This window comes from Shewanella sp. SP2S2-4, assembly GCF_031932025.1.
GTDB classification, from domain to species: Bacteria; Pseudomonadota; Gammaproteobacteria; order Enterobacterales; family Shewanellaceae; genus Shewanella; species Shewanella baltica.
The window spans coordinates 1-12,269 of the sequence record NZ_JAUOER010000007.1; the positions used below are offsets into that span (position 1 = coordinate 1).

Sequence of the window (12,269 nt, forward strand, 5' to 3'; positions counted from 1 at the left end):
AGCTTGCTGGTGGTTTGACTTAGTTTCTAAGTGAATAAAAAGAAAGTTGGAATATTTTAGGAGAAATTGATGAGTAAGTTTCTGCTGTTCCTGATTTTAACTATGAGTGCCTTTGTTGCGGCTGCAAACCAAGATGTTCTTATCGGTAGCGGAGAATGGTCTCCGTATGCTGGCGCTAAATTGAAAGGATTAGGTTTTTTAAACGATGTGGTCACAATCGCTTTTGAGCAGGAAGGAATTACCGCAAAATTCGAGTTCAAACCTTGGGCTCGTATTGAAGTCGAAACCGGTAATGGGTATTTTCTCGCGTCACCCGGTTGGTCCATTCAAGAAGATCGTAAAGCCCAATATCTGTTCAGTAAGAAACCGATAATCGTTTCTCGCAGCGTATTTATTGAACGAGTTGATAGTCAGTTTGACTGGAAGATTATGAGTGATCTTAAACAATTTACTATCGGGTGCAACCGAGCCGATTACTATGTTAAGGCACTGACTGAGATAGGAGTTAAAGTTCAAGAGTTAAACGAATACCCACAGGGAATCAAGATGCTACTTGCTAAACGTTTTGACGCGTTCCTTGTAAATGAAGCCGTGGGGCGGAAACTGATACGTGATTTATCCGCTGAAGAACAAGCTAAAATTCAAATTCACCCTTTAGCGTATGATGAAAATTTCTCCTTCCTCATGTTTTCTAAAAATTACCCTAATGTCGAAGCTTTTGTCGAAAAGTATGATTCTGGCTTTGATAAAATGCAGAAATCAGGGCTATATCAATCAATGGTTCAAGATTTATATAAAGGTAAATATGATTGATTAGATTTTATTGCGCGGTAAAAAAGTGGGATATTTTTACGATTAAAATGTTTTTCACCCTCAAGTCATTGTCTAAACGTGTGACTTAACTAACCATCATAGCTTTGCAGCGGCGGGCTATGGTGGTTAACATGTCGGCTGGCATAGCTCATGTCGATATTTCAGCTTTATGGGCTATTTCTTTTTGATACCCACTTATGACTTTTATATGAAACTCATTCCTCTGCTAAAACAACCGCGTATTCACTGACTATTCTAATGTGAAACTTCTCATAACATTATGTCTTATATTTATTATTTTGTTTATAAAGAGGATTTACAATGCAGAACAAGCATTGGTCAAAAGTTCAGTTATTGCATGAGGTGGTCACCAATCCCAATATCATAGTCAAAGGCCAACATAGCTATTACAGTGATTGCTGGGATGCTGGCTTTGAGGGAGCAGCGGTGAGATATCTTCATGGTGATGAAGTGAGCCGTGAGTGGGAGCCTAAGTGGCCTATCGATAAACTTTATATCGGGAACTATGTGTGTATCGCCGCCGAAGTTGTGATCTTAATGGGCGGAAATCATACACATAGAGCGGATTGGTTTTGTTTATATCCCTTTATGGATTTCATCGAGGAGGCCTATGTAGGCAAAGGCGATACTCATATTGGTGATGGGGCTTGGTTAGGTATGAGATGTATGCTGATGCCTGGGGTGACGATAGGTGAAGGTGCGGTTGTTGCCGCAAATAGTGTCGTCACTCAAAATATCGAACCCTACAGTATTGTGGCGGGATCACCTGCGAAATTAATCAAGTATCGGTTTGATAAAGACGTCATTACTGAGTTACTGGCGTTAAAAATCTACGATTGGCCTGCCGAAAAGTTTGAAAGCTTAAAGCGGTATTTGTGTTCGGCGGATTTTGACGCGCTCAGCAAAGCGATCACTCTCTATGACCAATCTGTACATCAAAATAAATAGCCGTTAGTCCCAAAGTGAAAGGTCGCGCTTAGTCGAGGCCTTTTACTTATCCTGCCTTAAATCTGCTTTTGGGCGCTTTCGCTAAGTCGACCAGTTCTTCGATGATCACCCGTAGCTTGGGTTGGAGGTAAGGGGTTTTAAGCCAAATCAAGTGGATGGGTGTGTCGTCACTGGCGAGTTCGTCCAGTACCGAGATAAGTTCACCAGTTTTAAGATAGTCCTCAACCAACCATATAGGCACTTGCGCTAAACCCACTCCCGCCAGTGTGGCCGCTAAAATGGCTTCGCAATCAGCGATTTCGTGGCGTACTGGAATGTCATAAGCCTCGATAATCCCATCCTCATTTTTAAGTAACCAGCGATGTTGCTGCCCAAGCGGCCAGCCGACAATGCATTGGTGCTGGCTGAGATCTGCTTTGTCTTGTGGCGTACCAAGTCGAGCGAAATAGGCGGGAGATGCGCAGATTACTCGGCGTTGTTCTCCTAATCTACGGGCGACTAAATCCACAGTGTCGCCGAGTTGTCCGACACGCACCGCCAAATCAATGCCGTCACTGAATAAGTCGGTCATTCTATCGTTGAAGGTGATAGATAACTCGAGCTTGGGATATTTTTGCGATAGTGATAATAGGGTTGGCAGTATATATCGCCGCCCAAATGTGACGGGTAAATCCACTCGCACTCGACCTGAGGGAATTTGCTGTTCGCTGCCGAGTCGGCTCTGTGCATTGTCTAGGATTGCCATAGCATTTTGGCAATCTGTGAGGTATGAATCGCCATCATTGGTTAAGCTCACCCGCCTTGTGGTGCGGTGCAGCAGCTTAGTACCTAAGCGGGTTTCTAATCGCACTATGCTTTTACTGAGTGCCGAACCAGTCATGCCTAACGCCTGCGCCGCTAAGGTAAAACTGCCGAGTTGTGCAACTGTGACGAAATGGCGTATCTCAACAAATTGATTATTTATCACGGCAATTAATTCCTTGAAGGACTTAGTGATGGTAATTTTAGTGACTTAATCATGGAAAGTGAATCGCGTAAGCTACTACCACAGTATGAAAATGAGCGTTAATAACTGGTCAATGGTTAATTTATGATTGATAAGTAACGTTTTCTATACCATAAATTTTTTATCCCTATTGAGTGAGCTAACTATGAAATCGTCAAATAATCTGCAAGGTAAAGTGGCTTTTGTACAAGGTGGTAGTCGTGGTATCGGTGCCGCCATTGTTAAGCGTTTAGCGAGTGACGGCGCAGCGGTTGCCTTTACCTATGTGTCTTCTGAGGCGCAGTCACAATTGCTGGTGGATGAAGTTATATCGCAGGGTGGTCAAGCCGTTGCCATTAAGGCCGACAGCACAGAGCCAGAGGCGATCCGTCGTGCCATTCGCGAGACCAAAGCGCACTTCGGTGGTTTAGATATTGTGGTCAATAATGCGGGCACGTTGATTTGGGATAGCATCGAGAACCTGACGTTAGAGGACTGGGAGCGAACCGTTAACACTAATGTGCGTAGTGTGTTTGTGGCGAGCCAAGAAGCCGCGCTACACATGAATGACGGCGGCCGCATCATCAATATCGGTAGCACCAACGCTGAGCGTATTCCGTTTGTAGGTGGTGCGATTTACGGCATGAGTAAATCGGCATTAGTCGGTTTGGCCAAAGGGTTAGCACGGGATTTAGGTCCAAGAGCCATTACGGTGAACAACATTCAGCCAGGCCCTGTGGATACCGATATGAACCCTGATAACGGTGATTCATCTGAGCCAATCAAGGCGATGGGGGCTCTGGGTCGCTTTGGTAAAGCCGAAGAGATTGCCAGTTTTGTTGCTTTTATCGCGGGTCCAGAAGCGGGCTACATTACAGGTGCGAGTTTGATGATTGATGGCGGGTTTTCGGCATAAGCTTTGTCTGTATCTATTTTTCAGGCAAGCCAAATTAATTTGCTTGTTGATGAACTATTGTTACAATCCGCCGGTCTTATCTTCAGCTATCTGTTGCAAGACACTCATTTTTTATCTTTATTATCAAAGAATAAGACGAAGAGAAATCCAAATTTTTACGTTATTGACTAAGAAAACAGGCAACTTATGGGGCGTGATGGTGTTTACCATTCTGACCTTGTTCTGTTTGACTCAAAACAGTGGAATACTTAACTTGTTGCTCAAAGAGTCGAGCGCGCAAGCGATGTCGGCTACGTCTTTTTCTGGAGCTGGTTTTAGCGCCAACTCAGTTTTAAACTCAAGTTCAGCTTTAAACAGCAGCCCAGCTTCAAGCAATATGGCGAGTCACGTCGATGCCCAAGTGGCGGGTACTGAGCTTGTCAAAAGCGAGCCTAAAAAATGTGAATTGTCTGAGAAATCGATCCGAACCTGTATCGATGCTCCGAGTTCCATTCCATTTCTTATCCTGTTGTTCCTACTGCCGTTACTTCCCCGCGTCTCCCGCGTGATAACACTGTTACCCATACAAGGTTATCAAGCGAAGCCTAGGCGAATACATCTCACACTCTGCCGCTTTCAAGAATAGAAATAACCTATTTATCAAATTGATAGGTGAGTTTATTCTGGCGCCCATTCTCTAGCTCGATAGTTGGCTTTCTTACCCGTTTACCGGTTGAAAGGATCATTACCCAGCTGCAGAACGTCCGCTTTACACATCCTATCTCAGATCAAATTTCTTGAATTAAGCCTGCTATCACACTGATTTTTCTTTAGCCATCACGCCCTTTGTAATGGGGGCAGAGTTAAGCAGTAAAGCAAGCATTTACAGGGCATAACGAACGGTTCATGCCAATGGGGACAAAATGAGTACATTAAAATCCATGTTAACCAGATTCTGGATACTCGCCTTGATAGTGACGAGCCCGTCGCTATTGGCGGCATCGACAGGATGGTTAGTTAACGATAATCACCCGCCAGCCAAAGTACGTTTTATGCTGACGGGCGAAGTTGATCCCGCAACGAATACTTTGCCCGCTGTGCTTGAAGTACAACTTGAGGGCGATTGGAAAACCTATTGGCGCAGTCCTGGGGAAGGCGGTATCGCGCCGAGTATCAAGTGGGATGACTCACGCAATCTACGGCAAGTGGATTGGAGGTGGCCTGCGCCAGAGGAATTCTCATTATTGGGATTACAAACCTTTGGTTACAAAGGTAATACCACCTTACCATTAACCTTGAAAGTCGATGATATCTCTACCCCAACTCAGTTGCGTGGCAAAGTGACCTTGTCGACTTGTACCACTATCTGTGTACTAACGGATTATCAGATTAGTCTCGACTTCACGCCCAATGCGCTGCAAGCAGATACCGATGCCATGTTGGCTTACAACAAGGCCGTGTCACTTGTGCCACAAAAAGTGTTGACCCAAGAGGGCCAGAATCCTGCCATGACAATGGGTTGGGATGCCGCCAAAGGTCAACTTGAAGTCAGACTCAATGATGCCAACTGGCAGAGTCCAACCGTGATTATCGATGGTGAGCCAGATACCACATTCAAGCTAGTGAGCTTAAAACCAAACGAAAGTGATGCTAACGGCAAGCAATTGGTCGGTATTTTTAGCGGTAAAAGTTGGCTGGGTGAGCCTGAAGTTTTGGGTAAATCGCTGAACATGACTGTCGCCGATAGCGAGCGGGCGTTGGAATACAGCGCCGAAGTGAAGCCTGTGGTGATTTCCCAAGCAAGTACCTCGATATTTGGCATGATTTTGTTAGCGCTTATCGGTGGTTTGATCTTAAACGTCATGCCCTGCGTGTTACCCGTTCTCGGTATGAAGCTCAGTTCAGTGGTTGCTGCGCCTGATCTGAAGCGTAATCAAATCCGCCAACAGTTCATCGCATCAGCGCTGGGGATATTGGCCTCATTCTGGTTACTGGCTGGCTTTATCTTAATGCTTAAGCTCACGGGTCAAGCGATTGGCTGGGGTGTGCAGTTCCAAAACCCTTGGTTTATCGGCTTTATGGTGCTGGTGACCACAGTTTTTGCCTTCAACATGTTAGGTGTGTTTGAGATTAACTTACCCTCTAACGTTCAAACTAAGTTGGCGACGACGGGCGGCAATAATAACAGCGGTCACTTTTTACAGGGTATGTTTGCGACGCTACTGGCGACACCGTGCAGTGCACCATTTTTGGGTACCGCGGTCGCCTTCGCTTTGGGCGCCGATGTACTGAGCCTGTTTGCCATCTTTACCGCGTTGGCCGTGGGTATGGCGTTCCCTTGGTTGATTGTGGCGGCATTTCCACAAGTGGCGGGTTATTTCCCTAAACCCGGTCGCTGGATGAATACAGTCAAAGTGTTTTTCTCCGGCATGTTGCTCATCACCAGTTTGTGGCTGATTAGCCTGTTGGCCAGCTTTATTGATGTGCTCTACCTCTGGCCGTTAGCGGGTGTCATTACACTGATATTTATGGTGTTTATGGCTAAAAAGTATGGCGCGATTGCCATCGTGAGCTGCTTAGGTATCGGCATTTTACTGTCGGCGGTTATTGCATTTATGACGGCGAACCAGTGGGCTAAACCTTTACCTGCGGATCTTGCTTGGACGCCATTGGATCAAGCATTGATTAATCAGCAGGTTGCCCAAGGCAAGACAGTATTTGTCGATGTGACTGCCGATTGGTGCATTACCTGTAAGGCCAATAAAGTTGGTGTGATCTTGCAAGATCCTGTTTATAGCCTGTTGCAACAGTCGCATATTTTGCCGATGAAGGGCGATTGGACTACGCCTTCTGAGCCCATTACTCACTACCTGCAAAGCCATAATCGTTTTGGAGTGCCATTTAACGTGGTTTACGGCCCGGGTGCACCGCAGGGGATTGAGTTACCGGAAATTCTATCGACTGACCTTGTGCTTGCTGCGATTGAGCAGGCCTCTGCGTCCCCTGAAAAGTCATCCGTAGCGGCAGGGAAATAACGCTAACGACCAGCCATTCACTCGGATATGTCACTCGGCAATATCACTAGCCAATCTCGTACGGTAGCTCGCCGAGTGACACTCAACAAATACTCAGGTCAGGAAGCTCCTGACCTGAAACAATGGAAATCGATTATGAAACAGACAATTGAAGCACAAAACATCACTGAATCAATGCGGAATACTCAAGTCATTGGAGGCACTAAAATGTCGAAATTTAGCTCTTTATTCAAACATCGCAAGTTGCAGATGTTTGCTGTCTCGGGTGTCGCCATGGCAATGCTGGTGGTTTCCTTGCCTTCGGTGAGCACCATGGCCTATGCCAAGGACAGCAGTTTATCGGCGGCGCAGCAGCAAGAGGTGCGAGCGATTCTTAAAGATGCCTTGATCAATGATCCTGACCTTATGAGGGAAGCGATTATTGCGTGGCAAGCAAGGGAGCAAGAGGGGGCAAATACAGCCATGCAAACCAATCTTGTGACTCATCATAAAGCCATGTATGAGACCAAAAGCGATCCGTGGAAGGGCGCTGCGACACCTGAGATTGAGATGGTGTACTTTACCGATTTTAACTGCCCATACTGCAAGAAAATCGAGCCTTCGCTGAACCAGCTGATTGAAGAATTTCCGCAGTTAAAAATCATAGTCAAAATGGTGCCACTGCAGGGCGAAGGCTCCAAAATAGCGGTCGATTTTGCCCAAACTGTTTGGTTAAACGAGCCTGAAAAGTATCTCAAGGTGAAGGATATGTTGATGTCGAGTCCGCGTGGACTCGATGCCGCCGCCATCGCTAAGGTCGCTAAACTGACGGCAACCGAGCGCTGGGTCGGCAACACAGATGAGCGTGTGGCTAAAATGGTCGATGACAATGTTAATTTAATGAATGAGTTAGGCATAGGTGGCACGCCAAGTATGATAGTGGCCGATACGCTTATTCCCGGGTTAGTGCCTTACGAAGTGTTAAAAGAGCAGCTCGAAGCCGCGATTGCCGCTAAAGATAAGACGCAGAAGAGCAGTTAAGATGCCGCCAAAGGAAACTGAAAATATGAGCGCCGAACAAGTTTCGATATCTTTACCTAAACGCATATTGGGCTGGATTAAGCAGCTGGCACTTTGGCTGCTCATTGCCCTTATCGTGACCAGCGTGATGGACATCTGGCGCGGCAAAGATATCCCGCGGGATAATTTGCCACAGCTACAAGGGACGACGTTGGCAGGGGATACGCTTGATATTGCCACGCTCAGCCAAGATCAGGCGGTATTGGTATACTTTTGGGGCACTTGGTGCCCTGTGTGTAATTTTGTCAGTCCAGCGGTCAATCAAATGTCGGCCTATTACCCAGTGGTGACGTTTGCCATGAGTTCGGGTGAGGATGAGAAACTGAGAAAATATCTGCAGCATCAGGATTATGGCTTTGACACTATTAACGATAGTGACAGCAAGATTGCCCGTGATTGGTCATTGCAGTCGACGCCAACCATTATGATCTTTAAAGATGGTGAGTTAAAACACTACACGACTGGTTTTACTAGCCTGCCAGGCATGTGGTGGCGAATGATGTTCACTTAGAAGTGATACATCAGGGGCTGTTTTAAGGTAGAAAAAAAGCGCTAATCTAGGTTAGCGCTTTTGTATTATCAACTTATCTCAGGACTAGGCAACTAGCTGAAAGCTTAGGGTTTACTTCACTAAGGTGAGCAGTGGCGCCTGACTCACAACTTGAAAGTCGAGCGCCATAGTCACGCTGAGCGCCGTAATAGTGATGATTGAAAAACCAAACACTTGGCGAGCCCAGCGGTGCATGTCGACGCCGTGGCGATAACCTTTTAATGCCATGGCAAGCCACCACAGGCTGGTTGCACAGGTGACCGCCATAAAGGCGATACCTGTGTAACCCGCGAGTGGCAACAGTGCGCTGACTAAGGCGAACACGGCAATATAAAGCACGATATGCAGTTTTGCTTTGGTCATGCCTTCTGCAACCGGCAGTACTGGAATATTGGCGGCCGCATAGTCATTAAAACGGAAAATCGCGATGGCATAGGAATGTGGCATCTGCCATAGACTGAACATCAACAGCAAAATAGCCGCGCCCATGTCCATTTGCCCTGTCACGCTGCAATAGCCAACCACGGGCGGTACTGCGCCCGAGAAGCTGCCAACCAAAGTGCCATACACTGAGTTACGTTTCATGTAGAGGCTATAAACCCCCACATATACTATGTAACCAATAACGGCAAATAGCAGGGCTAATGCATTGGTAAATAAGGCTAAGATGCTAAAGCCCAACACGCCTAAGGCGAGTCCAAACGCGAGTACGTTACCCACGGCAATTTCGCCCGTGACGGTCACGCGTTTGCAGGTTCGCTGCATCTTGGCGTCGATATCACGGTCAATACAGTTATTGATTGCGCAGCCCGAGGCTACGACCAAGGACAATCCCACTAAGCTCGCTAGCATCAAGACCAGATTTACGTCGCCTTTGGCGGCTAATAAAAAACCGCCAGCAACGGAAATCAGATTCCCGAAAATGATGCCAGGCTTAGTCACCTGTACATACCCTTTGAAGCGTGCTTTCCATTGCGGTGACATAAATCTGTCTTGTATTTGCATAGACTGTTTCTCGTTACATCATCAAAGCGTTGGCTTCGAGTATGATCCACACCGACAGGCCGACTACCATGACAATAATCAGGGCGGTAAACAGGAAGGAGAAGGTATTTACTTTGCCTTCTTTCGAGAAATCTAAGTGTAAGAAGTACTTAAGATGTACCACTATCTGCACTATCGCCATCACTAGCACTAAGCTAAGTGTGGTCGCTTTCTCGAAGTGATGGGTCATTACGGCCCAAAACGGAATGGCGGTTAATACCACTGACAGCATAAAGCCCATTAGATATGACTTAATGCTCGCGGCCAGATCGTCAGTGCCATGGCTAGGCTTATCAGTATGACTATGTGCGCTCATTAAAGTGCTCCCAATAAATACACGACCGTGAATACACAAATCCACACTATGTCGAGGAAATGCCAGAACAAGCTTAAGCAGCTCAGGCGGGTGATGCTGCGATGACCTAAACCAGTTTTCGCCACTTCAATCATCATGATCGCCATCCAAATCAGACCTGCGGTCACGTGCAAGCCGTGCATACCGACAAGGGTGAAGAAGGACGACAGGAAAGCGCTACGCTGTGGGCCATTGCCGTGTTCAATCAGGTGATGGAATTCATAGACTTCCATCCCGATAAACACACATCCGAGGGCGAAGGTGACGAGTAACCAAGCCAAGGTCGCGGCTTTGTTGTGGCGCTTAGCAAAAATCAGCGCCATGCCATAGGTAATACTACTAACGAGCAGGGCGGCAGTTTCAATCAGCACAAAGTCCAATTCGAAAATGTCTTTACCCGAAACGCCACCGTCCGTGTTCATGTAGAGCACGGCATAGGTTGCGAAAACCGAGGCAAACAAAATGCAGTCGGTCATCAGGTAAATCCAAAAACCAAACAGAGTGTTGCCACTCGTGTCATGGTGTTCGTGGTGATCTTCTGCGTGAGCTACTTCTAAATCTGCTGGGATTGCAATACTCATATCAGCCCCTTACTACATTGTTTAAGTGGGCATTTTCAATGCGAGCCACTTCATCGGGTTGCACGTAATAGTCGACGTCATTGTTATAAGCACGGAACAGGAACACCACGAAAGCGCCCACTAAGCCCACAATGGCTAACCACAGGATGTGCCAAATAGCGGCAAAACCAGCGGCAGTGATCCCCAGCGCCATTAAGATACCGCTTGGGGTATTTTTCGGCATATGGATAGCTTGGTAGTGTTTTTGACGTTGATAAGCCACGCCTTTTTCTTTCGCATCGGTAAAGGCATCAATATCAGCAACCTGTGGCAGCTTAGCGAAGTTATAGAACTGTGGTGGAGAAGCGGTTGACCACTCTAAAGTATGACCATTCCATGGATCGCCTGTGGTGTCGCGGTTTTGGTCGCGGTCACGGATACTCACATACAGTTGGATAAACTGCAGAATGATACCGACCATGATGATACAAGCACCCACGGCGGCTAAGTAGATCCACACGTTCCACGCTGGGTTATCAATGTGGTTGATACGGCGTGTCATACCCATAAAGCCCAGAACGTACAGCGGCATAAAGGCTACATAGAAACCGATTTGCCAGCACCAGAATGACGCTTTACCTAAACGCTCATTTAAGTGGAAACCTGTCGCTTTCGGGAACCAGTAAGCAAAGCCTGCTAAGTAACCAAATACCGCACCACCAATAATAGTGTTATGGAAATGCGCGATTAAAAACAAACTGTTATGTAGGACGTAGTCGGCACCTGGTAAGGCTAATAACACACCTGTCATGCCGCCTATGGTGAAAGTCACCATAAAGCCCAGCGTCCACAACACAGGTACCGTTAAACGTAGGCGGCCACGGTAGATAGTGAACAACCAGTTAAACAGTTTTACCCCGGTTGGAACCGCGATCACCATAGTCATAACCCCGAAGAAGGCGTTGACGTTGGCACTTGAGCCCATGGTGAAGAAGTGGTGTAACCAAACGATGAAACCTAGAATTGAAATCGCACCACTCGCCCACACCATAGAGGTGTAACCGAACAGACGTTTAGAGGTAAAGGTTGAGATCACATCGGAGAAAATACCAAAAGCAGGCAAAATCAGGATGTAAACTTCAGGATGTCCCCACGCCCAAAACAGGTTGATATACATCATGGCGTTACCGCCACCGTCATTGGTGAAGAAGTGGAAATCCATGTAACGGTCGAGTGTCAGCAAGGCTAACACAGCGGTTAAGATTGGGAATGACGCGACGATCAATATGTTCGCCCAAGTACAAGTCCAAGTGAAGATTGGCATTTGCATCAGCTTCATGCCTGGGGCACGCATCTTCAGTACGGTGGCGATAAAGTTCACCCCGGTTAAGGTCGTCCCTATGCCCGAAATCTGCAGTGCCCAGATATAATAATCGACCCCAACCCCCGGACTGTAAGCCAGCTCTGAGAGGGGTGGATACGCCACCCAACCTGTCTTAGCAAATTCACCTAAACCCAAAGAAATATTGATCAACACAGCGCCGGAGGCGGTAAGCCAGAAGCTGAGGTTGTTCAAGAATGGGAAGGCAACGTCGCGAGCACCAATTTGCAGCGGCAACACTAAGTTCATTAGACCTATCATAAATGGCATCGCCATAAAGATAATCATGATCACGCCGTGGGCGGTGAAGATTTGGTCGTAATGTTCAGGCGGCAGATAACCTGCGGCGCCGTTGGTGGCGAGTGCTTGCTGGGTACGCATCATAATGGCATCGGAGAAGCCACGAATGAGCATCACCAAAGCTAACACTATGTACATGATACCGAGGCGTTTATGGTCAACTGAGGTTAACCAGTCGTTCCAAAGTACGCTCCATTTTTTGTGTTTAGTGATCAAGGCTGCGATATACAAACCTACCACGGCGACGACCGCTAAGGTCACCATGATGATAGGCTCGTGATACGGAATCGCATCTAAGCTTAATTTACCGAGAAATGACATGA

The 12,269-nt window shown here is 46.9% G+C and carries 12 protein-coding genes; 7 read left to right on the forward strand and 5 right to left on the reverse strand.

Features of this window, described 5'->3' with window-relative positions:
- Window positions 1-69: 69 nt before the first annotated feature.
- Both Q4Q54_RS07455 and Q4Q54_RS07460 read left to right on the forward strand, forming a co-directional pair.
- The gene (locus Q4Q54_RS07455; RefSeq protein ID WP_311988107.1) at window positions 70-813 is read left to right on the forward strand and encodes a transporter substrate-binding domain-containing protein; all 744 of its coding nucleotides are present in this window, start codon (window positions 70-72) and stop codon (window positions 811-813) included.
- A gap of 321 nt (window positions 814-1,134) precedes the next feature.
- The gene (locus Q4Q54_RS07460; protein WP_311988108.1) at window positions 1,135-1,782 is read left to right on the forward strand and encodes a CatB-related O-acetyltransferase; all 648 of its coding nucleotides are present in this window, start codon (window positions 1,135-1,137) and stop codon (window positions 1,780-1,782) included.
- A 46-nt stretch (window positions 1,783-1,828) separates the two neighbouring features.
- On the opposite strand, the gene Q4Q54_RS07465 is transcribed toward Q4Q54_RS07460, so the two are convergent.
- Complete coding sequence (locus tag Q4Q54_RS07465; protein WP_311898355.1) at window positions 1,829-2,749, reverse strand: LysR family transcriptional regulator; 921 nt, start codon at window positions 2,747-2,749, stop codon at window positions 1,829-1,831.
- A 184-nt stretch (window positions 2,750-2,933) separates the two neighbouring features.
- On the opposite strand from Q4Q54_RS07465, the gene Q4Q54_RS07470 reads away from it, so the two are divergent.
- The 5 genes from Q4Q54_RS07470 (at window position 2,934) to Q4Q54_RS07490 (ending at window position 8,267) form a co-directional block, all read left to right on the forward strand.
- Window positions 2,934-3,683 (forward strand): 3-oxoacyl-ACP reductase family protein, encoded by a 750-nt coding sequence (locus tag Q4Q54_RS07470; protein WP_311988109.1) that lies wholly within the window; start codon window positions 2,934-2,936, stop codon window positions 3,681-3,683.
- Window positions 3,684-3,879: 196 nt separating this feature from the next.
- Window positions 3,880-4,308 carry a hypothetical protein gene (locus tag Q4Q54_RS07475; RefSeq protein ID WP_311988177.1) on the forward strand — a complete coding sequence of 143 codons (429 nt, stop codon included), beginning with the start codon at window positions 3,880-3,882 and terminating at the stop codon, window positions 4,306-4,308.
- A gap of 277 nt (window positions 4,309-4,585) precedes the next feature.
- On the forward strand, window positions 4,586-6,697 hold the full coding sequence (locus Q4Q54_RS07480; RefSeq protein WP_311988110.1) for a protein-disulfide reductase DsbD domain-containing protein: 2,112 nt from the start codon (window positions 4,586-4,588) through the stop codon (window positions 6,695-6,697).
- Between the two features lie 135 nt (window positions 6,698-6,832).
- Entirely contained in the window at window positions 6,833-7,717 is an 885-nt protein-coding gene (locus Q4Q54_RS07485; RefSeq protein WP_311988111.1) for a DsbA family protein, read from the forward strand.
- Window positions 7,718-7,742: 25 nt separating this feature from the next.
- Window positions 7,743-8,267, forward strand: coding sequence for a protein disulfide oxidoreductase (locus tag Q4Q54_RS07490; RefSeq protein WP_311988112.1), 525 nt, complete (start codon window positions 7,743-7,745; stop codon window positions 8,265-8,267).
- A 111-nt stretch (window positions 8,268-8,378) separates the two neighbouring features.
- On the opposite strand, the gene cyoE is transcribed toward Q4Q54_RS07490, so the two are convergent.
- The 4 genes from cyoE to cyoB are packed head-to-tail and all read right to left on the reverse strand — an operon-like array spanning window position 8,379 to window position 12,267.
- Window positions 8,379-9,311, reverse strand: a complete 933-nt coding sequence (gene cyoE, locus Q4Q54_RS07495; RefSeq protein WP_259542495.1) for a heme o synthase — start codon at window positions 9,309-9,311, stop codon at window positions 8,379-8,381.
- Between the two features lie 13 nt (window positions 9,312-9,324).
- Entirely contained in the window at window positions 9,325-9,666 is a 342-nt protein-coding gene (gene cyoD / locus Q4Q54_RS07500) for a cytochrome o ubiquinol oxidase subunit IV (protein WP_226059688.1), read from the reverse strand.
- Entirely contained in the window at window positions 9,666-10,286 is a 621-nt protein-coding gene (gene cyoC / locus Q4Q54_RS07505) for a cytochrome o ubiquinol oxidase subunit III (protein WP_011787513.1), read from the reverse strand. The genes cyoD and cyoC overlap by 1 nt, the downstream gene beginning before the upstream one ends.
- Window position 10,287: 1 nt before the next feature.
- Window positions 10,288-12,267, reverse strand: a complete 1,980-nt coding sequence (gene cyoB / locus Q4Q54_RS07510) for a cytochrome o ubiquinol oxidase subunit I (RefSeq protein ID WP_006079491.1) — start codon at window positions 12,265-12,267, stop codon at window positions 10,288-10,290.
- Between the last annotated feature and the right edge of the window lie 2 nt (window positions 12,268-12,269).